This is a genomic window from Bradyrhizobium cosmicum (assembly GCF_032290525.1).
Classification (GTDB): domain Bacteria; phylum Pseudomonadota; class Alphaproteobacteria; order Rhizobiales; family Xanthobacteraceae; genus Bradyrhizobium; species Bradyrhizobium cosmicum_A.
Genome location: NZ_JASXTA010000023.1, coordinates 31,511 through 55,364 on the forward strand (window position 1 = coordinate 31,511; position 23,854 = coordinate 55,364).

The 23,854-nt window shown below is 61.8% G+C and carries 17 protein-coding genes and 1 tRNA gene; 13 read left to right on the forward strand and 5 right to left on the reverse strand.

Features of this window, described 5'->3' with window-relative positions; genetic code table 11:
• Positions 1-1,090: 1,090 nt before the first annotated feature.
• Positions 1,091-1,357, forward strand: a complete 267-nt coding sequence (locus QSV46_RS31650) for a hypothetical protein (RefSeq protein ID WP_314960820.1) — start codon at positions 1,091-1,093, stop codon at positions 1,355-1,357.
• Between the two features lie 475 nt (positions 1,358-1,832).
• Here the strand turns inward: QSV46_RS31650 and QSV46_RS31655 are convergent.
• Positions 1,833-1,925 (reverse strand) — tRNA-Ser (locus QSV46_RS31655).
• A gap of 707 nt (positions 1,926-2,632) precedes the next feature.
• On the opposite strand from QSV46_RS31655, the gene QSV46_RS31660 reads away from it, so the two are divergent.
• The 6 genes from QSV46_RS31660 to QSV46_RS31685 all read left to right on the forward strand — a co-directional run bounded on the left by QSV46_RS31660 (position 2,633) and on the right by QSV46_RS31685 (position 13,363).
• A complete protein-coding gene (locus QSV46_RS31660) occupies positions 2,633-4,201 on the forward strand; it encodes a porin (RefSeq protein WP_314960822.1) in 1,569 nt (522 codons plus the stop codon).
• A gap of 617 nt (positions 4,202-4,818) precedes the next feature.
• Positions 4,819-5,862 carry a transporter gene (locus QSV46_RS31665; RefSeq protein WP_314960977.1) on the forward strand — a complete coding sequence of 348 codons (1,044 nt, stop codon included), beginning with the start codon at positions 4,819-4,821 and terminating at the stop codon, positions 5,860-5,862.
• Positions 5,863-6,144: 282 nt separating this feature from the next.
• Positions 6,145-7,173, forward strand: a complete 1,029-nt coding sequence (locus QSV46_RS31670) for an HAD family hydrolase (RefSeq protein ID WP_409997231.1) — start codon at positions 6,145-6,147, stop codon at positions 7,171-7,173.
• A gap of 39 nt (positions 7,174-7,212) precedes the next feature.
• On the forward strand, positions 7,213-8,199 hold the full coding sequence (locus tag QSV46_RS31675) for a formylglycine-generating enzyme family protein (RefSeq protein WP_314960824.1): 987 nt from the start codon (positions 7,213-7,215) through the stop codon (positions 8,197-8,199).
• Positions 8,200-8,255: 56 nt separating this feature from the next.
• On the forward strand, positions 8,256-9,911 hold the full coding sequence (locus tag QSV46_RS31680; protein WP_314960825.1) for an arylsulfatase: 1,656 nt from the start codon (positions 8,256-8,258) through the stop codon (positions 9,909-9,911).
• 182 nt (positions 9,912-10,093) lie between these two features.
• A complete protein-coding gene (locus tag QSV46_RS31685) occupies positions 10,094-13,363 on the forward strand; it encodes an ABC transporter substrate-binding protein (protein WP_314960827.1) in 3,270 nt (1,089 codons plus the stop codon).
• A gap of 153 nt (positions 13,364-13,516) precedes the next feature.
• Here the strand turns inward: QSV46_RS31685 and QSV46_RS31690 are convergent, their stop codons facing one another.
• Together QSV46_RS31690 and QSV46_RS31695 are read right to left on the reverse strand one after the other, a co-directional pair.
• Positions 13,517-13,996: a MarR family winged helix-turn-helix transcriptional regulator gene (locus QSV46_RS31690; RefSeq protein ID WP_314960829.1), complete on the reverse strand. Its 480-nt coding sequence runs from the start codon at positions 13,994-13,996 to the stop codon at positions 13,517-13,519.
• A 150-nt stretch (positions 13,997-14,146) separates the two neighbouring features.
• Positions 14,147-16,579 (reverse strand): lytic transglycosylase domain-containing protein, encoded by a 2,433-nt coding sequence (locus QSV46_RS31695; protein ID WP_314960831.1) that lies wholly within the window; start codon positions 16,577-16,579, stop codon positions 14,147-14,149.
• Between the two features lie 241 nt (positions 16,580-16,820).
• Between QSV46_RS31695 and dapA the strand changes: the two genes are divergently transcribed.
• Genes dapA through QSV46_RS31715 form a run of 4 tightly spaced genes read left to right on the forward strand, consistent with a single transcriptional unit; the run spans position 16,821 to position 19,296 of the window.
• Positions 16,821-17,711, forward strand: a complete 891-nt coding sequence (gene dapA, locus QSV46_RS31700; protein ID WP_314960832.1) for a 4-hydroxy-tetrahydrodipicolinate synthase — start codon at positions 16,821-16,823, stop codon at positions 17,709-17,711.
• 52 nt (positions 17,712-17,763) lie between these two features.
• A complete protein-coding gene (mscL, locus tag QSV46_RS31705; RefSeq protein ID WP_314960980.1) occupies positions 17,764-18,177 on the forward strand; it encodes a large conductance mechanosensitive channel protein MscL in 414 nt (137 codons plus the stop codon).
• Positions 18,178-18,236: 59 nt separating this feature from the next.
• Entirely contained in the window at positions 18,237-18,710 is a 474-nt protein-coding gene (gene smpB, locus QSV46_RS31710; protein WP_094891864.1) for an SsrA-binding protein SmpB, read from the forward strand.
• A gap of 4 nt (positions 18,711-18,714) precedes the next feature.
• Entirely contained in the window at positions 18,715-19,296 is a 582-nt protein-coding gene (locus tag QSV46_RS31715; protein ID WP_314960835.1) for a peroxiredoxin, read from the forward strand.
• Positions 19,297-19,315: 19 nt separating this feature from the next.
• Here the strand turns inward: QSV46_RS31715 and QSV46_RS31720 are convergent, their stop codons facing one another.
• Positions 19,316-19,990: a uracil-DNA glycosylase gene (locus tag QSV46_RS31720; protein WP_314960837.1), complete on the reverse strand. Its 675-nt coding sequence runs from the start codon at positions 19,988-19,990 to the stop codon at positions 19,316-19,318.
• Positions 19,971-20,615 (reverse strand): NYN domain-containing protein, encoded by a 645-nt coding sequence (locus tag QSV46_RS31725; protein ID WP_314960839.1) that lies wholly within the window; start codon positions 20,613-20,615, stop codon positions 19,971-19,973. Before QSV46_RS31725 ends, QSV46_RS31720 begins: the two co-directional genes overlap by 20 nt.
• Positions 20,616-20,944: 329 nt before the next feature.
• On the opposite strand from QSV46_RS31725, the gene rpoZ reads away from it, so the two are divergent.
• Positions 20,945-21,337: a DNA-directed RNA polymerase subunit omega gene (rpoZ, locus tag QSV46_RS31730; RefSeq protein WP_027522935.1), complete on the forward strand. Its 393-nt coding sequence runs from the start codon at positions 20,945-20,947 to the stop codon at positions 21,335-21,337.
• 208 nt (positions 21,338-21,545) lie between these two features.
• On the forward strand, positions 21,546-23,831 hold the full coding sequence (locus QSV46_RS31735) for a bifunctional (p)ppGpp synthetase/guanosine-3',5'-bis(diphosphate) 3'-pyrophosphohydrolase (RefSeq protein WP_314960847.1): 2,286 nt from the start codon (positions 21,546-21,548) through the stop codon (positions 23,829-23,831).
• The last annotated feature ends 23 nt before the right edge of the window (positions 23,832-23,854 follow it).

The following is a 23,854-nucleotide window of genomic DNA, read 5'->3' on the forward strand; positions in this document are numbered from 1 at the left end:
CAATCACTACTCTCGCAAACACCGATGATGCGCCCACTCTCTGCGATCGCAGGCACACGTCATGCGGTGCGCTTGCACCGCGCTCGCCAAGCGCACGCGCGTTGCGCCGTCAACACTTCTTTAAGCGAGACGCTGTTTTTTTCGTTGTGTTGGTGTATTCGGGATGAGTGTGCATTCGATCCCCGACTGCATGCAGCGATTAAAGCCATCTCACACATCGGAGGGCAACATGGCCAAGAAAGCGAAGAAGGCGAAGAAGGCGAAGAGCGCAGTGAAGAAGACTGCGAAGAAGACCCGCAAGGTCGCCAAGAAGAAGAAGTAACTTCGACTTCTGAAGTTGCCGGCTGCTAGACAGCCGGCACGTCATCAGCGCCTCCCAGAGGTTCTGGTCGACGACAGAGGGTGTCGGCGAGACATCAGGTCAACGGTCGGATCGCTTTCTGCGCGGTCCGGCAGAAGAAACAAGTTTTCTTCGTTCGGTGCGGGCCGGTCATCCGGTTCTGCAATTTCACGAGTAGCCTCGCGGCCAAAGTGGAATCTGGTCCTGACGTGTTCGCCGACGCCCTCGTTCCCTTGAGGCCGGGGTATTGCCGGCATTCCCTTATCCAAACATTGTTGATCTGATCGCGGCTTGATCGCCGCTGCCGTCGTTGTTCTGCCTTGGGGCAGGCGAGGGCTGCGGTCTTGCGGTACGCGAGGCCCGTGCGCCCAATTGCGAGGTCATCGCCGGGTTCCGACCGGGTGCCCCAGCGCGCCGTTAAGCGCGCCGCCGCGCGCGATGGTTATCGTTCTCCCAAAATTCCAAGGTAAACCGAGTCTGACGAATCGCAGAAGTGCCTGCAAGACGAGGACTTTTCGATTTTCGTGCGCCGGCGCCGCGCCCTCGCGTTTACGTCTGCTTCATCGCGATACTTAAACTGCCATTCAAATTTGCCCGCCATCATCGCCTTCAACAAGCCGGCAAACGGCATGCAAGAAGACTTGGGGATGAGTTGAATAGCGCACGATCCCAGAAGGGATCATGCAAATCAGAGTTGGACGGGAGCCGCGCTCGGGCGAACCAGGCGGCATAAGAAAAAGGGGATGCGTTATGTTTCAGGGTACTTTCGATCTGGAGACGGCAACGCCGATCGACGCGAGCGCGCTGTCGGACGTGTTGTTCGAGCGCGGGATCTACTGGGCGAGCGGTCGCTCCGGCCTCGTCGATCTGATCGCCGCGCATAAATGGTTCAACCTCGCCGCGCTGAAGGGCCGCAAGGACGCCGTGACGCTGCGCCAGGAAATCGCCGGACAGATGTCGGACGCCGAGATCGCGGCCGCGCAGCGCGAGGCGAGGGCGTGGGTTTCCGCTCATTGAACTGAGGATCGCGCGTCCATACCCGTGGTTTCACCGGTGAGATGGTCGCGCTGAATCAAATTCCTGCGTCGTGCCGCAACCTAGTCCGTACGGCACGAGCAATCCCGGCAGGAGTGACTCGGGATTGGGGCCAAGGCCAAATCAAGGCTGCCGATCCAGATCGCTCGATGATTGCGATCTGGAACTCCGACGGCCGGGCACCACCGGCATTCGGCCCAGGATCTTCGAGGTCGCTGCGTTTCCATGTCGCCGAAGGGCCGGCGTCTGGTTCAACGTCTGGGCCGGCGAGGCGATGCTGATATCGCCCTCACGTTGGCGGATCTGGCGGTCCCGCCGCCCGAGGCGGACACACATATATAAAGACCGGGCGAATCGCGCCGAACCCATGGCGCTGATCCTTGCCCCAGGCTTTCGCACCGGCTCCCCGATCGGCTTCAGGTGAAAGAACGCAACGATTCTTGTTTCTGACGCTGGGTGGCGGAGAGGGAGGGATTCGAACCCTCGATACAGCTTGAGACCGTATGACGCTTTAGCAAAGCGTTGCCTTCAGCCACTCGGCCACCTCTCCGGTGCGAGCCTTATGCCTCTATTTGCTTGGGCCGGTCAATTTGTAACCGTGTGTTTGCGCTCGAATATTCCCAGCGATTTTCGTGGCGGAGGGCCTATCGCGAGTTCGAATCCTTCTGCCTCCGCCAACTGAGCTGGGCCGCAGTCCCAATAATCCCCGCGATCTATCATCTATAAAGGGTGTCCGCCGCGCGGGCCCTGACCATCGCCGTCGGCGTGCTTGCGCCAGAAAGGGGCGCGAAGAGGACTCTAAGCCTTCTCTTTGAGTCTCCTTCTGATTCCACGATTCGCGCGCGTCAAAGCCCATGTACGCCAAGCTCCAGTCCGCGGTGCCTCAAGTGTGGAACTTTGAAGGCAAACGTGACCACCGTTAAAACGACAATGAAAACAATGCTTTGCGAAGGCGCCATGATCACATCTGCGTGTTGTTTGTGCAACACCTGTCGGAAAACAAGCTTCATTGGCCCGTTTCGGAGCGTTCTGTTGTTGTGTGTGCAAAGGCGTTCGGTAATTGTGACTGAGCGACGGAGGGGGGCATCCCGAGGTCGTCCCGTTTTAGGTGGTTCGCTTAAGTCCCTCGCGTTCAGCGGGTGTGTCCGAAGGCGCGAAGCGACTAAGCGGTGAGTTAAGGGACAAGGGAACCAACCTTAGGGTGCTTCACCCAGCGGATCCGGAACCTTCCCTATAGAGCAAACTTGGAGGTTTAGCATGAAGTTGGTTAAGAGCCTTTTGCTCGGTTCAGCGGCGGGTCTCATCGCTGTTGGCGGAGCGCAGGCAGCCGATCTCCCCGTGAAGGCCAAAGCGGTCGAATACGTGAAGATCTGCTCTCTGTACGGTGCCGGATTCTACTACATCCCGGGCACTGACACCTGCATCAAGCTGGGTGGTTACCTGCGCGCCGAAGTCGCGCTGGGCACCAACAGCGTCTTTGGCATTGCGAACGGCTCTCCCGGCGGTGCGCACAATCGCCTGAGCAACTACTACACGATGCGCGCTCGTGAAGATCTCAACATCGACACGCGCACCGCGACCGAATACGGCGTCGTTCGCACGTTCTTCGACGCGACGTTCTCCTGGACCACGGGCGGCTACCAGGGCACCGGTTCCGCCTTCGGTAATACCGCCTACACCAGCACTCTGGCCCTCAACACCTCGGGTGCCACGCCGGCCCTCGTTGGCTCGACGATCAACCCGACTGACGGCGGTACCTCGGGCGGCTCGCTCGGCGTGTACTACGCCTTCATCCAGTTCGCCGGCTTCACCATGGGTAAGGCCGTGTCGCAGTTCGACGCGCCCTGGACCAACTATCCCGGCAACAACATCGACAGCCTCGTCGGCGGCAGCGGCACGGTCACTGGTGTCAACCAGTTCTCCTACACCGCTGACTTCGGTCAGGGCGTCACAGCGTCGTTCTCGGCGGAAGACGCGACGGCATACTACCAGGCCGGCAACGTCAACCTCGCCGGCGCTAGCGTGGCTGGCCTCGTCGGCGGCACCAGTGGTATCAACGCCATCGGCGGTTCGCGTTCGCCGAACCTCGTCGGTATGGTTCGTGTCGACCAGGCCTGGGGCCTCTTCCAGGCGTCGGTCGCTGCGCATGACAACCACGTTGCCTACTACGGTGCGACCGAGCCGACGGGCCACCCCGACGACAAGTGGGGTTGGGCAGTTCAGCTCGCTCTGTCGATCAAGAACATCCCGACCGGTGCGGGTGACGTGATCAACATCTCGGGCGTCTACACCGACGGTGCGACCCGCTACAACTTCCAGAACCTGGCGGGTAGCTCGTACTCGATGTTCGGCAGCTCCGGCATCGCCTACCAGAGCGTCGGCTTTGCCTTTGCTCCGGATACGGTGTTCACATCGGCGGGCGGCGGTTCGCAGCAGGAAACCGTCAAGACCTGGGGCTTCCGTGGTGCTTACACCCACAACTGGGATCCCTTCTGGAATACGGCGATCTACGGTGCGTACGCTCAGGCGCAGTACGGCTCGCTCGCCAAGTCGTCCCTCTGCGGCGTTGGCGGCACGTTCGCCGTGGCCGGCGTTACCTCGTGTAACCCGGACTTCGCCATCGGCCAGGTCGGTATCATCACCCGCTGGACCCCGGTCAAGAACCTGACCTTCTCGGCGGACTTCAACTGGACCCACTTGGACTCGAAGATGGCGGGTACCTTTGCTTACGGTGGTGCTGGTGCAATCGCGAAGCCGGCCGCTGTTTACGAGCTGAAGGATCAGGACTCCCTCGTTCTGCTCCTCCGCGCTCAGCGCAACTGGTAAGTTCGGTCTAACGACCTGACGGAAGCCCCGGCGGGAAACCGCCGGGGCTTTTTGTCTTGAACTCCCGCCAAGTCAGTCAGTGGTCGCCCGTGAACAAGCCCCTGAGCGGTTGAGCAGGCGTCTCTTTTTTGGATGGGCGGCCGTTTTGAGATTGCGGGGATTCGGAGTCCCAGGAGCGGCGTCTTCAGTGTCGTCAAGCGCGAGCCGCCGCCGCTCTGCCATCAACCCATCACCTGAAGGCTGAAGGTCACCTCGGCCGCTGCTGCCGCCTGTCCAGCCCCGCTCAATTCGGCTTCTCAAGGGACAACTCAATAAAGTTTCAAAGTTTTCTGATCGGGAGTTTCGAAATTATGCCATCTATCCACTGCCGTACGTCGTAAGAGATCGGCGCCACGCCGCACGGGGAGATAACTCGCCCGAAGATCATCCGGGCTCGCCCAGCCATCGTGCTGCTGCAGCTCCTATGGCGGTTTGCCGCGGACCAGCTTTATCACTTGCGTCAGCCCGACAACGGCGTAGACTTTCTCGTGCAAGGCGACCATTTTTGGAGCCACAATGTGACGGCGAAAACCGCTGCGAAAAGCGAGCGCTCGATCCCAGCACATCCACGCAGAGTTATCCCTGCAGCCCTGCTGACGTCCACTCTATTGCTTTCTGCCCAGCCTGCCTTGGCCGACGAAAACGGCATCAGTTTCTGGATACCCGGCCTTTTCGGAAGCCTCGCGGCCACGCCGCAGCAGCCGGGTTGGTCCCTGGCGAATATCTACTACCACACCTCCGTATCCGCTGGCGCCGACGTCGCGCGGGCGCGTGAATTCACGCTCGGCAGGGTTCCGGCCAACCTTGCAGTGAACGCAAATCTGAATCTGAATGTGAACGCCACCGGCGATCTTGGCCTTGTGCTTCCGAGCTATGTATTTGCAACGCCGGTGCTCGGCGGCCAAGCGTCAGTATCCCTCCTGGCAGCCTATGGCGTCGTTGGTACCAGCCTGGCAGGGACCTTGTCGGGCGTGCTCACGACGCCGTTCGGTAATATTCCCTTCGCGCGGTCCGACACTGTCAGCGACACGACGTGGGGCTTTGGGGACCTGGCGCCGCAATTCGCATTGCGCTGGAACGCCGGCGTCCACAACTACATGACCTATATCACGGGTGACATCCCGGTTGGCGCTTACCAATCTGATCGTTTGTCGAACCTCGGCATCGGACACGGAGCGATCGACGTCGGTGGCGGCTACACCTATTTCAACCCGCAGACCGGTCACGAATTTTCCGGGGTGCTCGGCTTCACCTACAATTTCAAGAATACGGCGACGCAGTATCAGAATGGCGTCGACATGCACTTCGACTGGGGTGCATCGCAGTTCGTGTCGAAGCAGGTCATGCTCGGCCTCGTCGGCTATGTCTACAAGGAACTGGGCTGCGATAGCGGTTCAGGGAATCGCGTCGGCTGCTTCCAGTCCCAGGTGGTTGGCGTCGGGCCCCAGATCGGTTTCCTTTTTCCGGTCGGCGACATGCAGGGCTATCTCAATCTGAAAGCCTACGGAGAGTTCGCCGCGGAAAACCGGCCATCGGGCTGGAATACTTGGGTCACCTTCGCAATCTCGCCGCCCGCGCCCGGAGCGCCTCCGACAACAAAGCCCATCGTCAGAAAATACTGAGATTAACTAACCGCCGGCCTATCGGCCGTCGAACAGCGATTGCGTGCAAAAACTTTAGCAAGGGCATGCGAGAGACGGCTCTATGTGCAGGCGGCACATTTCGCATGGATTTGGATCGCCACTATCCGGAGGAAGCATAAGTCTACTGCGCGGCCCTGCATGCGTCGCAACATGCTCGTATCAAGCTCGTCGCAGTTTCAAACGAATTTCAACAGTACGAGATCCTTTCCGCTGCGAATGGTCGAACAATCCGATGCGTTTGCAGAGCAATTGGAGATGCGTATGATCATTGAATCTTCTCCGCTGGATCGGCGCGCCCTTCTTTCTTCGCTGGCTGTACTTCCGCTGCTTTCTGCCTCGCTGCACTCGAGTTCGGCGCTGGCACAAGCTCAGCGCGATCCGTTGCCTTCCTGGAACGACGGTTCGGCGAAGACGTCCATCGTCGACTTCGTCAGGCGCGTCACGGACCAGCGCGGCCCATATTTCGTGCCCACCCAACAGCGGATCGCAACCTTCGACAACGACGGCACGCTATGGGTCGAACAACCCATGTATGTGCAGCTTGCCTTCGTCCTCGATCGGGTGAAAGCCATGGCTGCGATGCACCCGGAATGGAAGGGCAAACAGCCCTTCGCGGCGGTGCTGGATGGCGACCTGAACGCACTCGCTGCTTCCGGCGAAAAGGGTATTGCCGAACTGGTCGCGGTCACCCACGCGGGTATGACGACGGCCGAGTTTGAGACGATCGTCGCGGACTGGCTCGCCACCGCGCGCGACAGGCGCTTCAAACGACCTTACACGGAGTTAGTGTATCAGCCGATGTTGGAATTGCTCGCCTATCTTCGGGCGAATGGTTTCCAGACTTTCATCGTTTCGGGTGGCGGCGTTGAGTTCATGCGGCCATGGACGGACGCCATCTACGGCGTGCCTCCAGAGCAGGTGGTCGGATCCTCGATCAAGACCCGGTTTGAAATGCGCGACAGCACCCCGGTGCTATTCCGGTTGCCCGAGGTCAATTTCATTGATGACAAGGCCGGCAAGCCGATCGGAATCAACGAACATATCGGCCGCCGCCCCATCGCCGCTTTTGGCAACTCGGATGGCGATCTTGAAATGCTCCAATGGACGACGCTCGCCCCCGGCGCGCGGTTCGGTCTGCTCGTTCACCATACCGACGCCGAGCGCGAATATGCCTACGACCGCCAATCCCACTTCGGGAAATTGGACACGGCCCTCGACGCCGCAGCGGTGAACCGATGGACGGTGGTCGACATGAAGAATGACTGGAAGCGAATATTCGCCTTTGACTGAGATCCATTGGAGATCCGTGAAGCCGGGGGGAGTGATGCAATGAATTTCACAGGAGCGAAATCCTTCTCCGGGCAAACGGCTGAGGGGACGGCGGACCAGGAGATGGTCTATATCCCCGGCGGGACTTTTCGGATGGGGTCCGAGCAACACTATCCAGAGGAGGCGCCGGTCCACCGGGTTACAGTGGACGGATTTTGGATAGACCGAACGCCAATCACCAATCGCCAGTTCCGCGATTTCGTCAACGCCACTGGTTACGTCACACTCGCGGAACTGATACCCGACGCGAAGGACTATCCTGGCGCGTTACCGCACATGCTCAAGGCCGGATCTCTCGTCTTTACACCGCCGCAGCAAGCTGTGGACCTGCGCAATTGGGGCGAATGGTGGACGTTCAAGTTCGGCGCCAACTGGCGCCGTCCCTATGGGCCACACAGTAACTTGCGCGGGATCGAGAACCATCCCGTCGTGCACGTCGCCTACCGAGATGTCGAAGCCTATGCGAAATGGGCAGGCAAGGAATTGCCGACCGAGGCTGAATGGGAGTTCGCTTCGCGTGGAGGACTGGACGGTGCCGAATTCGCCTGGGGGCACGAACTCGTACCCGGCGGCCAACATATGGCGAACATTTGGCAGGGTAATTTCCCCTGCGAGAATCTCGCAACCGACGGGTTCGAGCGCACCTCGCCCGTCACAGCTTTCCCGGCGAACGGCTACGGGGTGCACGACATGATCGGCAATGTCTGGGAATGGACTGCCGATTGGTATTCACCGATGCACGAGGCCGATGCGGCGAAGGCGTGTTGCATTCCGCAAAACCCGCGGGGTGGACTTGAAAATGCGAGCTACGACCCTCGAAATCCGAAGATCAGAATTCCGCGCAAGGTGCTGAAGGGCGGCTCGCATCTTTGCGCGCCTAACTATTGCCGCCGCTATCGTCCGGCCGCGCGTCATGCCGAGCCGATCGACACCTCAGCAAGCCATGTCGGCTTCAGGTGCATCACCAGGAAGAGGATCGCGTCATGAGTAACGATAGGATTCCGAGAAAGCCTGAGATGAGCACGGGACCAAACGGCGGCGGAATGAAACGCCGCGATCTCTTGTTGAGTGGTAGTTCTCTCGCCGCCGCTTCGGCGCTCTCGGCCATCGGATTGACGAGCCCTGCGCAAGCGCAGCAACCAGTTCCGGCGCCGGCGCCCGCTGCGCCCGGGCAACGGCCGAACATCGTCGTCATCATGGGTGACGACATCGGCATCTGGAATATCGGCGCCTACCACCGCGGGATGATGGCCGGACGGACGCCAAACCTCGACAAGATCGCCGCCGAAGGCATGCTGTTCACCGATTACTACGCCGAGGCGAGTTGCACGGCGGGCCGCGCCAACTTCATCACCGGCGAGCTGCCGATCCGCACCGGCATGACCACAGTTGGCCAGGCCGGCGCGCCCACAGGCTTGCCGGCGGAGGCCGTGACTATTGCCACGGCGCTGAAAGGTATGGGCTACGCCACCGGCCAGTTCGGCAAGAACCACCTTGGCGACAAAAACGAGTTTCTGCCGACGGTGCATGGCTTCGACGAGTTCTTCGGCTACCTGTATCACCTCGACGCGATGGAAGATCCGGCCCACCCCGCTTATCCGCAGGAGCTGTTGAACATAGTCGGTCCGCGCAACATGGTCCACTCGTGGGCGACCAACGTGGACGACGCCACCGTGGATCCGCGCTGGGGCAAGGTCGGCAAGCAGAGGATCGAGGACGCCGGAACGCTCTATCCCAAGCGGATGGAAACCGTGGACGATGAAATCCGCGACCTCGCGCTTAATTTCATCGACAGGGCCAAGGCCGACAACAAGCCATTCTTCCTGTGGCTCAATCCGACCCGCATGCACATCGTCACGCATCTATCGCCGAAGTACCAGGCGATGCGCAACTCCAAGAATGGTTGGTCCATCCATGAAGCCGGCATGGCGCAGCTCGACGACGACGTTGGCATCGTGATGCAGAAGCTCAAGGATATGGGCGTGGACGACAACACCATCGTCGTCTTCACCACGGACAACGGCACCGAAGTATTTACCTGGCCGGACGGCGGACAGACGCCGTTCGCGCAAAGCAAGGGCACGGTCATGGAAGGCGGCTTCCGCGCCCCGGCCATGATCCGCTGGCCGGGCAAGGTGCCGGCCGGCAAGGTCGAGAACGGCATCATGTCTGGACTGGACTGGTTCCCGACCTTACTGGCCGCCGCAGGCAACCCCAACATCGTCGATGAGCTCAAAAAGGGTAAACACATCGGTGACCGCACTTACAAGTGCCATCTGGACGGCTACAATCAGATGGACATGATCACCGGCAAAGGACCGTCAAATCGGCACGAAATCTTTTATTTCGGCGAAAGCGAGCTGGGGGCCGTGCGCATCGATGACTACAAGTATCGTTTCATCGACCAGCCCGGAGGCTGGCTGGGTGATAAAAGCAAGGTTGACGTGCCCTATTTGACCAACCTTCGCCTCGATCCTTTCGAGCGCACCGGCTGGCCAAATAGCGGGACCAAGGAGGGCGCCCAGCAATACTTCGACTGGTTCAAATACGAATTCTGGCGCTTTGTGTTTGTCCAGCAGCAGGTTGAAAAGCTGGCGATGACGGCGGTCGAATTTCCGCCCATGCAAAGGGGCGCGAGCTTCAATCTCGATGCCGTGAAGGCGAAGATCGCGGCCGCGCAAGCTGCAATCGCCAAGTAGCGCAGCTTGCAGCCTCAAGACGTCGCCCCGAACTCCCGGGGCGACGTCTTCAAGGAAGAGAGACGCCGAGAACGAAGGTTCGTCGGAGCGGCCGGAAATGGCATTTCGACTGGCCTCGTTGAATTTCTCAGGTGCCTTGAGCTTGCGAAACATGCGGGACGGTTGCCGAAGTAAAGGCCCCGATGACAGTCGATCAGCAATCGCCTGGATATGTCGCATCGCTGAAGAAAGCGGTCGTGACAGGAGTGATGGCTGCTGCTTGCTTGATCTTGTTGGCGGCGCATCCGGCTGCCGCGCTGGATCAGGTTTCCCTTCAGCTGAAATGGAAGCACCAATTCCAGTTTGCGGGCTATTATCAAGCGCTTGAACAGGGCTTCTATCGCGACGCTGGCCTCGACGTTATCATCCGCGAGGGCGGTCCGGACATAGATGTCTCTGAGACGGCGGCCAGCAGCAAGGCTGATTTCGGGGTCTGCAGCGCCAGTGTTTTACGTGACTGGGAAGCGAACCGCCGGCTGGTCGTGCTGGCCGCCATATTCCAGCGTTCCGCGGCCGTCATCCTGGTCCCACGTCGGGCAGACATCAGCAGCGTGGCGGATCTGCGCGGCCATACGCTCATGGACACACCGGGAAGCGACGAGATCGCCGCGATGCTGAAGCGCGAGGGGGTCGACTACCAGTCGATGATCCGCGTTCCACATGAGGGAAATCCACGCGACCTTCTGGTCGGCCGAGCCGACGCGATGATCGCGTATAGTACGAATGAGCCATTTGTCCTTGAGCAATTGGGCGCACCGTACCGCACGTTCGCGCCGGCGGCATCCGGCATTGACTTCTACGGCGACAATTTGTGCGCCTCCGAACAGGAAGTGAAAGCCCATCCGAACCGGGCTGCGGCATTCACGAGGGCGAGCTTGAAAGGCTGGGCCTTTGCCCTCGCGCACAAAGAGGCGAGCGTCGATCTGATTCTGCGGAAGTACTCGGCGAAAAAGAGCCGGGAGGCTCTGCTGTTTGAGGCGGAGCAGACCACGATGCTAGTCGGACAGGACGTCGACCGGATCGGCCGGCAGGATCCCGCGCGTTGGCGACACATTGCCGCGGTCTATCGGCAACTTGGGCTACTGACCGGCGATACGCTCCCGCCAGCACTGATCTGGCATGGAAATGAGGGCAGCACGCCGCGATGGCTAATTCCGCTGATGCTCGCCCTGGCAGGATTGGCGGTGGCGGCGCTTCTCGGGTACCGAAACCGCCACACGTTGCGGGCCACAATCAAACGGCCAGCCGCGCTTGCGCCGTTTGCCAGGATGGGGCGGCCAAGACTGAGCCTGATCATGTCGCTGCTCTTTATCGGCCTCAGCATTCCCGTCCTCATTTTCATCCTGATCTACAATTACAATAGGAATTCGGCCGGCATCGTATCGATCCTGAACGACGCGGTCGCGCAGACCAGCCAGGCCGGCGTTGAACGCACCCAGGATCTGATCGAGAGCACCGAAACCCCGCTACGTTTTCTCGTCGAATTGGCCGTCGCCGATTCCGGCTATTTCCGTACCGAGCAAAGCCGCGATCTATTGTATCGCGCCCTGACGTCGGCCGCGCATATCGACGCTGTCTATGTCAGTTTCGAGGATGGCTATCATCGGGTCGTCACCCGCATCGACGAGGACCGCCGGCGCGCCGATCCCCGGATTCCCGCGACAGCCAACTGGCATTCCAGCTACATCGATGCAATCACTTATTCCCTGCTCCGCGTGCGTCATCGAACATTCTTTGACGTATGGCCCAATCAGGTTGGTAAGTATGATGTTGCCACCGAGACTGACATGCGCCGCGCCTTACCTGGGTATCAGTCGGTCAAGACGACGCGCACACTTGTGGTAACTGAGCCTTCAATCAATCCAGATACAGGCTTTCCTGTTATCGCCTTGCGCGTTCCGATCTTTCGCGGCGTTGATTTCCTTGGTTGCGCATCGGCCCACATCACCGTGGACGTCCTGTCACGCTTTCTCGACAGGCACCGCGCCAGCGCTGGAAGCACCACATTCATTGCCGACCGCAACAACGGCAAGATCATTGCCTTTCCGGATAGGCAAAAGGGCGTTCGTATCGAGAACGGAGTGCTCAAGATCGCAACCATGGCTGACATCGACGACCCCGTCGTACGCGAAGCTCACCGCCAACACGCTCGCACCGGCGCCGACAGGTTTGCGTTCCGATCGCCCATCAACGGAGAGGATTTGATCGCGGCGTTCGCCAGCTTCCCTGGTGGCTTCGGCCAACCCTGGCAGATGATCACGTTGACGCCGATCGACGATTTCGTGGGGACGCTGAAGAGGACCAATCGATTGATGATGGTGGTGATCATTGCGCTCACCATGATCGAGTTGTTCTTCATCTACGTCGCCGCCAGCCGGCTGTCGCGTCCAGTCGAAAACGTGTCCCAGCAATTGCAGGCCATTGAAAGCCTCAACTTTGATACGCCCGCGAGTCCACCATCAAATATACAGGAGATCGCCAAGCTGGAATCGGCCGCTTCGTTGCTAAGAACATCGTTGAAATCTTTTTCCTCCTTCGTTCCGCTCGATGTGGTCCGCCAACTGATCAAGTCGGGTATCCCGCTGACTCTCGGCGTCGAGCCACGATTCCTCACCGTGTTCTTTTCCGATCTGGAGAATTTTTCCACCCACGCCGAGACGCTCGCGCCGGTTGACCTTCTGGTCCAGATATCGACCTACCTGGAGGAAGTCTCGTCAGCGATCTCGGAGGAAGGCGGCACCGTCGACAAGTTCATCGGCGATGGCGTCATGGCGTTCTGGAATGCCCCGGTCGAACGCCCTGACCACGTTCTGCGCGCATGCACTGCTGCATTGCGAGCGGCGCGCCGCATGGAACGTGTCAACGATGTCTGGGAGTCGGAAGGACGACCACGAATCCACCTGAGAATCGGGCTCAATTGCGCCAACGTCCTTGTCGGCAATGTCGGTTCTTCTAACAGGCTGAGCTACACGGCCTTGGGCGACGGCGTGAACGTTGCTGCCCGCCTTGAGGGCATCAACAAGCTATTTGGCACTACCATCTGCATCAGCGACAGCATTTACGACCGGGCAAAAGCCGACATACTCGCGCGACCGCTAAAGCGGGTTCAGGTGAAAGGCCGCAAAACCGACTTTATGATCTATGAGCTGCTTGCTCTGAGCGCCAGCGACGATCCGGAGTTAAGGCGCCGCGATGGCGATGAGCAGCTGATTGCCATGACCTGGCATGCCTCACAGAAATTCGAGGCCAGGGATTTCGCGGGGGCGGAGCACGCCTACCGCGTCGTCCTAAATGCGTTTCCCAGCGATACCGTCGCAACGTTGATGCTGAAGGAATGCACGGAAAGACAGAGAGTTGATATTCGCGAGGAAGACTCAAGAACAGTACTTGAGAAGTTTAACGGCGGTTCGTGAGCGGCTACGCTGTAGCGCCTAGAGCTCTGCAATGACTGCGCGCCGCTATTCCACGCTGGCGGTGCCCCGGCGCAGATCGGCTTCGATCTGCAAGCGCGCCGCCGCCGAAGCGGGCGCGGCGCGGCCGCTTCAGGCTCGCCCGGCATCAGCGAGTCATGAAACGTCGATGGCAAGCAATCGTGCAGCCAGCCGCGCATTCTTGGCGATCGTCGCGAGCGCATCGTTCAGGCTTGCCAGCGTCTTCTCGTCAAGTTCGTTGAACATGGTCGAATTCAAGGCGAGCTTTCTCTTGGACAATTTTTCGATGTCCATTGTCGCCTTCTTCGTCAGCGACATCAGGACAAAGCGCGCATCGTCGGCTCCCGGCCGCCGCGACAGCAAACCGGCCTTTTCGAGGCTCTTGGTTTGGTTGGTCACGAATGCCGGGTGAACCCGCAGCTTATTGGCAATGTCGATTCCGGCGACACCTCGCCCCTCGTCCAGTTCGGTGACAGCCATCAGGATCAGCCACTGCGGCTCGGTAATGCCCAGCAGTCTGGCCCAGCTGGTGTGGATGTGCTCGACCTGAGTGTGGATTTCGACCACGTTCCAGATGAAGTCCGTAATTGCTCTGTCGAGTTTGTTCTCGATCATGTCGTCCTGGTTTCCTTCAGGAGGGAGCAGATCAGTTTTTCCGTCCCGATCTTTGGCGGGCATTTTGAATATAGTGTGCCGGCGAGGGGCAAGTCGACGATCCGGGACTGGCGCCAATAGTCGCAGTAGACGTCTTCGACAAGGATCGCTCTACTCCACGCTGGCGGTGCCACGGCGCAGATCGGCTTCGATCTGCAAGCGCGTGCCGCCGCCGAAGCGGGCGCGGTAGACCTGAAGGTTCTCCATGATCCGCTGCACGTAATTGCGCGTCTCGGAGAATGGAATGAGCTCGACCCAGTCGACCGCGTCGACCTTGGGATCGCGCGGATCGCCGTAGCGGTCGACCCACTTCTTCACGCTGCCGCGGCCGGCATTGTAGGCCGCGAAGGTCATGATGTAGGAGCCGCGGTAATCCTCGAGCAGGCCGCCGAGCTCGGCCGAGCCGAGCGTGGCATTGTAGACCGAATCGTTCTTCAGCCGCGCCAGATCGTAGGTCGCGCCGTGCCGCTTGCAGACGTAGCGCGCGGCATCCGGCGTCACCTGCATCAGCCCGTAGGCCTGCGCCGGCGAGACCACCGACGGGTTGAACGCGCTCTCCTGCCGCGCGATGGCGTAGACGATGCTGCGCTCGACCTCGGGACCGATCGGCGTGAACTGCGGAATGCCGTTGACGGGGTAGGCGTAGAAGTCGAACGGCAGGCCACGGTTGAGCGCGGCCTTGCCGAGCAGCAGCATGCCGCGCGCATCGCTGTAGCGCTGGGTCAGCTCGCCAAGGCCGGCAAGCGCTTCCGGATCGCCGTTCTCGCCCATGTCGGCGAGCAGCGGTATCGCCATCTCGCGCTCGTCGAGCTCGTAGAGCAGTTGCGCGGCGCGCACGATCTCGAGCCGCTCGGCGCCGCGGCCGCGCGGCTGGCTGTGGAGCTCGATCTGCGGCAGGCCGAGTTTTGCGCGCGCGAGCTGGCCGTAATAGCTGGTGGATTGCTCGGCTGCGCGCGCGTAGGCGTTGCGCGCCTCCTGCTGACGGCCCGCGGCTTCCGCGGCGCGGCCCTGCCAATAGCCGGCGCGCGCCAGCGCGGTCGGATTGACGCTGCCGACGCCGATGCGGGCAAAATGCTGGGTCGCTGCTGCGGGATCGTTGAGGAAGCGCAGTGCGATCCAGCCTGCGGTGAACTCCTGCTCGGTCTTGTAGATATCGCGCGAGGGCAGGGCCGCATCGCGCGCGATCAGATAGGCGCTGCGAAATTCCTCGGTGTCGATCATCTTGCGCGCCAGGAGGCGCCGCTCGATCCACCATTCGTCGAGATTGTGGAGCCGGTTCGGATCCTTCGGAGCCGACAGCATCAGCTGGGCCGCTTCGGCAAATTTCTCCTCGCGGCGGAGCAGCTGGATCTTGCTGAAGATGAAGCCGGGATCATTGTGCAGCTCGCGCGGCACGGCGTCGAGCAGCGCGCGCGCGTTCGGCGCCTTCTTGACGGCGGCGATGCGGGCCTTGGCGAGCGCGACATAGCCGGCGCCGAGGCGTTTTGCAGCGCGCAGCGCCGCTTCGTTCTCGCTGCCGTAGAGCAGCGTGTCCATCCGCGCCTTCTGGTCGCCCGGCGTCAGCAGCGCGCCGAACTGGTCGAGCGCGTTGTTCTCGGTGTCCTCCGACATCGGATCGCTGCGCCAGGCTTCGCGCACCAGCCGTTCGGCATTGGCGCGGTCGCCGCGCGCCAGCATCGCCTTGGCGAGCGTGAAGCGGCCCTTGGCGGACACGGGGGATTCATTCTCGAACCACGACCACGCAACGGAATCGTCGCGCCTGTCGTCCCACATCGCGGCTTCGAGGCGCCGGCGCAGGAAAGTCTGCGACGGCCAGCTCGGATTGGCGGACAGGAAGGCGCGGTATCGCTCGACGGTGGCGCCGTTGTCCTCGCTGCGCAGGATGATCCATTCGGCGAGCTTTCGCGCGACGGGATCCGAGATCGAGGCTGCGTAATTGGTGGCGTCGCCCGACTTGCGCTTGCGCACGAGCTCAATGACGGTCTCCAGGGTGTCTTTGTCGGCCTGCGACGTCGAGGAGGTGGCAGCGACCGCGGCCGGCGTGACCGGCTTGCGCGGCGTGGCATGCTGGCGGGTCGCCGGCGCAAGCACGGGCGCCGCGAGCGGTTTGGCGGGGGCCGGGGCAGTCGGTCTGACAGTCGCCGTCACGGCAGGTGCGGGGGCAGTCTTGGGAGACGAGCCATGGGCGGCCGGCTGTGATTTTGGCGCAGGGGCCGCCGCAGCCGCCTTGGGCTTGTCCTTCCCAGGCTCCTTGCCGGCGTCCTTCCCAGTATCTTTGCCAGTGGGTTTCTTCGCTACATCCTTGGCGGGGGCGCTCGCGGCCCCCTTGCTCGCGCCCTTGGGAGCCTCCTTGGGGGCTTCCTTGCCGGTTCCCTTGGCAGATCCCTTTGAAGCGTCCTTGGCAGCTGGTTTCGCGGTGTCCCTAGAGCCTTCCGGCGCTGCCTCGTTGGATTTGGCCAACGCTGCGCAGCCGACCGTCAGCCCTGCTATCAGGCACACGGCCAGACCGGTGGATCGCCATGCGGCACGAGCAAAGGAGGTCACGGCGTTTCGTCGCCCCGAATCAGTCAATTGGCCCAAGGCCTATCTGTACAAGATCTGGCTGTATTTGATTGAATATGCGGACAAAATACCAACAACCGCTTACCTCCGGCGGGTTTGCACCACCACCGCGGCAAAATCGCGGCCTAAACGGTGCTTCACGCGGAAGCGGCCCTTTTACCGTCGTATCAGACCCGGTATGAAGAGGGCTTGCTCAAGAGATCTGCGCGTACGGAGGAAGTCCATGGCAGCCAAGACGAAATTCCGGGGGTCGTTCACCGCCTTGGTCACGCCGTTCAAGAACGGCTCGCTCGACGAGGCGGCGTTCCGCTCGCTGGTCAACTGGCAGATCTCTGAGGGCACCAACGGCCTGGTCCCGGTCGGCACCACCGGCGAGAGCCCGACGCTCAGTCATGACGAGCACAAGAAAGTGGTCGAATGGTGCATCGCTGAAGCCAAGGGCCGCGTGCCCGTCGTTGCCGGCGCCGGCTCCAACTCGACCAAGGAGGCGATCGAGCTTGCCCAGCACGCCGAGAAGGCGGGCGCGGATGCCGTGCTGGTGGTGACGCCCTACTACAACAAGCCGACCCAGGAAGGCATGTATCAGCACTTCAAGGCGATCAACGATGCGATCGGCATTCCGATCATCATCTACAACATCCCGCCGCGCTCGGTGATCGACATGTCGGTGGACACCATGGCGCGGCTGTGGGAGCTGAAGAACATCGCCGGCGTCAAGGACGCCACCGCCAGCATGGTCCGTGTCTCGCAACAGCGCGCCGCGATGGGCGAGGACTTCAACCAGCTCTCCGGCGAGGACGCGACCATCCTCGGCTACATGGCTCATGGCGGCCACGGCTGCATCTCGGTGACCTCGAACGTCGCCCCGCGCCTGTGCTCGGAGTTCCAGGCCGCCTGGGCGAAGGGTGACCACGCCGCCGCCTTGAGGCTGCACGACAAGCTGATGCCGCTCCACAACAACCTCTTCATCGAGAGCAATCCGGCGCCGATCAAGTACGCGATGTCGCTGCTCGGCAAGCTCGACGAGACGCTGCGGCTGCCGATGGTACCGGTGTCCGAGCCGACCCGCGTCGCGGTGCGCACCGCGATGGTGCATGCGGGGCTGATCAACTGAGGCGCTCGCCTCTCGGGGAGCTTTCATGGGGGTCGAGGAAAGAGGCACGCGGATGCTCAAGGAGTTCCGCGAATTCGCGGTGAAGGGCAATGTCGTCGATCTCGCGGTCGGCGTCATCATCGGCGCGGCCTTCGGGGCCATCGTCAATTCGCTGGTCGGCGACGTGATCATGCCGATCATCGGCGCCGTCACCGGCGGCCTCGACTTCTCGAACTACTTCACCCCCTTGTCGAAGGCGGTCACCGCCACCAACTTAGCCGATGCGAAAAAGCAAGGCGCCGTCCTTGCTTGGGGCAGCTTCCTCACGCTCACGATCAACTTCATCATCATTGCGTTCGTGCTGTTCCTGGTAATCCGCGCCATCAACACGCTGAAGCGCAAGGAAGAGGCGGCACCCGCCGCGCCACCGAAGCCGTCGGCCGAGGTCGAGCTGCTGACCGAGATCCGCGATCTCCTCAAGAAGTGACGCGCGTACTTCATTGAAACTGTTAGTTTACGCGCGCATCTCGATCAGGTTTGTCTGACATGGCCGATAAGAACGAACGTCCGATCAAGGTCATGGCGGAGAATCGCAAGGCCCGCTTCAACTACGCCATCGAGGACACGATCGAGGCGGGCATCGCGCTGACCGGCACCGAGGTGAAGTCGATCCGCAACGGCAAGAGCACGATCGCGGAATCCTACGCCGACTCCAAGGACGGCGAGATCTGGCTGATCAACGCCACCATTCCCGAATACCTCCAGGGCAACCGCTTCAACCACGAGCCCAAGCGCCCGCGAAAACTGCTGCTGCACCGCAAGCAGATCAATAAGCTGATGGGCGCGGTCGACCGCGAGGGCATGACGCTGATCCCGCTCAAGCTGTACTTCAACGAGCGCGGGCGCGCCAAGCTGCAGCTGGCGGTTGCGAAAGGCAAGAAGCTGCATGACAAGCGCGAGACCGAGAAGAAGCGCGACTGGAGCCGGGAGAAGGGCCGGCTGATGCGGGCGAGGGGGTAGCGAGATGAATCAGAAAAACCTGCTCGAGGTCGACTGGAGCAAGATCCCGGCACCCATTGATGACGGCGGCGCCGCGCATCTGGCCGGCACGACGCTGCCCGCGATCAGCCTGCTCGCGACCGACGATACGTCAGTGACGCTGTCGGCGCTCTCCGGGCGCACCGTGGTGTTCGCCTATCCGCGCACCGGCGAGCCCGGCAGGATCTCGCTGGTCGACGATTGGGACATGATTCCCGGCGCGCGTGGCTGCACGCCGCAGACCTGCGCGTTCCGCGATCTCTTCGCCGATCTCCGGGCAGCCGGCGCCTCGCACGTGTTCGGCCTGTCGACCCAGAGCAACGCCTACCAGACCGAGATGGCCTCGCGCCTGCACCTGCCGTTCCCCGTGCTGTCCGACGAGAAGCTGGCGCTCACGCGCGCCCTGAGTTTGCCGACCATGGAGGTCGCAGGCCTGACGCTGATCAAGCGCCTCGCATTGATCATCGACGACGCCACGATCACGCACGTGTTCTACCCGGTGTTTCCGCCGGACCGGAATGCGGGCGATGTGCTGGACTGGCTGAAGGCCAATCCGGCCGGAGGCTGATTTCCTATTTGATGCGTTTCTAGTCGAGGTCGGCCTTTATCCTGGCAAACACGCTGCGGAACATATCCGGCGTCAGCACGCCGGTGTTCGTATTGTAGCGCGAGCAGTGATAGCTGTCGTAGAGCTTGAACGCGCCGGCCTGATGCACCGCGCCGTGGCCGAAGGGGGCCTGTGAGGCCTTCAAGCTGAGCGGCTTGAGCACGGTGTCGTGCGCAATGCGCCCGAGCGCGACGATCGCGCGTAGGTTCGGCATCGTCGCGAGATTCGCGACGAGGAACCGGCGGCAGGTGTTGATCTCGAGCGGCAGCGGCTTGTTCTGCGGCGGAACGCAATGCACGGCGTTGGCGATCCGGCAGTCGACCAGCTCGAGGCCGTCGTCGGGCCGCGCCTGATAGGTGCCCCTGGCGAAGCCGTATTCAAGCAGCGTGGCGTAGAGCAGGTCGCCGGCATAGTCGCCGGTGAACGGACGGCCGGTGCGGTTGGCGCCTTGCATCCCCGGCGCGAGCCCGACGATCAATAGGCGGGCCTTGATGTCGCCGAAGGGCGCGACCGGCGCATTGTGCCACAACGGCTCGCGCGCACGGTTGGCCTCACGAAAGGCGACCAGGCGCGGGCAGAGCGGACAGTCACGGTCGGGGACGAGGGTGAGAGGCTGGCGGCTTGACCGTGCCGCCTCACTCCTCGAAGTCGTCATCGCCCCTCGGCGCCATCGTGGTCGCGCGCTGGAGGAACTGCGGGGCGTGGTGGCGTCCCTCGCGCTCGCTGCGGTCACGCGGGGCGGGGCGTTCGGACGGGTCGCGGCCGAGCTTGGATTGCAGCTCGACGAGGTCGGTGAACACGTCGGCCTGGCGGCGCAGCTCGTCGGCGATCATCGGCGGCTGGCTCGCGATGGTGGAGATCACGGTGACCCGCACGCCGCGGCGCTGGACCGCCTCGACCAGGGAACGGAAGTCGCCGTCACCCGAGAACAGCACAATCTGGTCGACGTGCTCGGCGAGCTCCATGGCGTCCACGGCGAGCTCGATGTCCATGTTGCCCTTGACCTTGCGTCGGCCGGAGGCGTCGATGAACTCCTTGGTCGCCTTGGTGACGACGGTGTAGCCGTTGTAGTCCAGCCAGTCGATCAGCGGCCGGATCGAGGAGTATTCCTGATCCTCGATGATGGCGGTGTAGTAGAACGCCCGCAGCAGGGTCCCGCGGCTCTGAAATTCCTTCAGCAGGCGCTTGTAATCGATATCGAAGCCCAGAGTTTTCGCCGTCGCGTAGAGATTGGCCCCATCGATGAAGAGCGCGATCTTGTTAGTAGGAGAAGGTGACATTCAGTTTGCTCGCGTAGTGTTTGTGATTGATCGTTTATTGTTGGCGCGGCAGCCGCGAGCCGCGCAGTCCCAAGGTGACGCCGAAACCCGTCGAAACCGCAAATCCGGAGAAGTCGGGGCAATCAAGGTATAGTTATGGCGGACCTGCATACGTCCGGTGCTGCCCTCGACGGCAGCCCGGAAAATCATCCATCCCAGCCCCAATGTGGGGGTAGCAGAGCCGTTTGGCGAGGCCAAATCACAAATTCGCCTTGCGAAACCGCCCCGGCCCCTATAACTAGCCCGGATCATCCACATATTTCGTCCCACCCACAACGGAGCGACAGTCCATGGCTCGCGTCACCGTAGAAGATTGCATCGACAAGGTCGACAACCGGTTTGACCTCGTCCTGCTGGCTGCCCACCGTGCCCGCATGATTTCGTCCGGCTCACAACTAACGGTTGACCGCGATAACGACAAGAACCCTGTTGTGTCTTTGCGTGAAATTGCCGACCAGACCATCTCGCCGGAGGATCTCCGCGAAGAGCTGGTGCACTCGCTCCAGAAGTTCGTCGAGGTCGACGAGCCCGAGCCCGATACGGTGCCGCTGATCGGTTCCGCCGGCGCCAGCGTCGATGCCGACGACACCGAAGTTGCCGTTGAGCGCATGACCGAAGAGGAGCTCCTGAAGGGCCTCGAGGGCCTCGCGCCGCCGGAAGAGCAGCCGGAGGAGGACGAGTAAATCGTCCCATCGCAGTCGTCGACTTCTTGTGATCTTATCAAGGGCCCGAACCAGCGTTCGGGCCTTTGCTTTTGTTGGCGTTTTCGTGGTTACCATAGCGTTGCCGCTTCGCGCCGCGCCCTGTCACTGAATTGATCGGACGCGCACGAGATCGGAGCTAGGATGTATGCAACGGGCTGTCCCATGGCCCGTTCGAAGGCAGGACGGAATGGTATATCGGCGCTGGAGCCCAACGCAGATGCAGGCCGCAACCGAATCGGTTGCCGTGGCCCCGACTGCGCCGGTGGCCCGCCCGGCCAAGCCGCGCGCGCGCATGATGCGTCAATATGACCTCGTCGAGCGCGTCAGATCCTACAATCCCAACACCAACGAAGACCTGCTGAACCGCGCCTATGTCTACGCCATGAAGGCGCACGGTTCGCAGACCCGCGCCTCGGGCGATCCGTATTTCTCGCACCCGCTCGAAGTGGCGGCGATTCTCACCGACCTGAAGCTCGACGACGCCACCATCGTGGCCGCGCTGCTGCACGACACGATCGAGGACACCGAGGCGACGCGAGCCGAGATCGACCAGATCTTCGGGCCCGAGATCGGCGCGCTGGTCGAGGGCCTGACCAAGCTGAAGCGGCTGGAGCTGGTGTCGCGCGAGGCCAAGCAGGCCGAGAACCTGCGCAAATTGTTGCTGGCCATTGCCGACGACGTCCGCGTTCTCCTGGTCAAGCTCGCCGACCGCCTGCACAACATGCGCACGCTGGACTTCGTGCCGACCGAATCGCGACGGCGCATCGCCGAGGAGACGCTCGACATCTATGCGCCGCTGGCGGGACGCATGGGCATGCAGGAGATGCGCGAGGAGCTGGAGGATTTGTCCTTCCGCACCCTCGATCCCGAAGCCTATTCGGTGGTCATGCAGCGGCTCGATGCGCTCGCCGAACGCAACCGCAATCTGATCGGGGAGATCGAGGACCAGCTCTCCAACAATCTGCGCCACCGCGGGCTTGGCGCGCGGGTCTATGGCCGCCGCAAGAAGCCATTCTCGATCTGGACCAAGATGGAGCGCAAGTCGGTCGGCTTCGAGCAATTGTCCGACATTTTCGGTTTCCGCGTCGTCGTCAACGACATCGAGGCCTGCTATCGCGCGCTCGGCATCGTCCACACGAACTGGCCGGTCGTGCCGGGGCGTTTCAAGGACTATATCTCGACGCCGAAGCAGAACGACTACCGCTCGATCCACACCACCGTGATCGGTCCCGGCAACCAGCGCGTCGAGCTCCAGATCCGTACCGAGGCAATGGACCAGATCGCCGAGCGCGGCATCGCCGCGCACGTGTTCTACAAGGAAGGCGTGGGCTCGCCGACCGAATTCCTCAAGCGCGAATCCAATGCGTTCGCCTGGCTGCGCCACACCATCGGCATCCTCTCGGAGAGCGCCAACCCCGAGGAATTCCTCGAGCACACCAAGCTCGAGCTGTTCCACGATCAGGTGTTCTGCTTCACCCCGAAGGGCAAGCTGATCGCGCTGCCGCGCCATGCCAATGTGATCGACTTCGCCTACGCCGTGCATACCGACGTCGGCAACAGCGCGGTGGGCTGCAAGATCAATGGCCAGTTCGCGCCGCTGTCCTCGGAGCTCCAGAACGGCGACGAAGTCGAGGTGCTGACCTCGGAAGCGCAAGCGGCGCCGCCGTCCGCCTGGGAAACGCTCGCGGTCACCGGCAAGGCGCGTGCCGCGATCCGCCGCGCAACACGCACCGCCGTGCGCGACCAATATGTCGGCCTTGGCCGGCGCATCGTGGAGCGCCTGTTCGAGCGTGCCAAGATCGAATACGCCGACGACAAGCTCAAGGGTGCGCTGCCGCGGCTGGCGCGCACCTCGATCGAGGACGTCATGGCGGCGGTCGGACGCGGTGAGATCAAGGCCTCCCACGTCGCGCGCGCGATGTATCCCGACTACAAGGAGGAGCGCATTGCGCGCTACGGCGTCAAGAAGGGGTTTGCCGCCAAGCTCAGGGAGAAGTCGTCGGAGCCGCCGCGCAGCCCGGTCGCGATCCCGATCCGCGGCATCAATTCGGACCTGCCGGTCAAGTTCGCGCCTAACGGCGGCGCCGTGCCGGGCGATCGCATCGTCGGCATCGTCACGCCGGGCGAGGGCATCACGATCTACCCGATTCAGGCACCGGCCCTGAAGGATTTCGAGGAGGAGCCGGAGCGCTGGCTCGACGTGCGCTGGGACATCGAGGACTCCGCACCGCAGCGTTTTCCGGCCCGCATCAAGGTCGAGAACGTCAACGAGCCCGGCGCGCTGGCGCAGATCGCGACCGTGATCGCCGAGCATGACGGCAACATCGACAACATCAGCATGCAGCGCCGTTCGCCTGATTTCACCGAGACGACGATCGATCTCGAAGTCTACGATCTGAAGCATCTGAGCGCGATCCTGGCCCAGTTGCGCGCAAAGGCGGTCGTCGCCCGCGTCGAACGTGTTAATGGATAGGCGCCTCTCGCATGCGTCTGTTC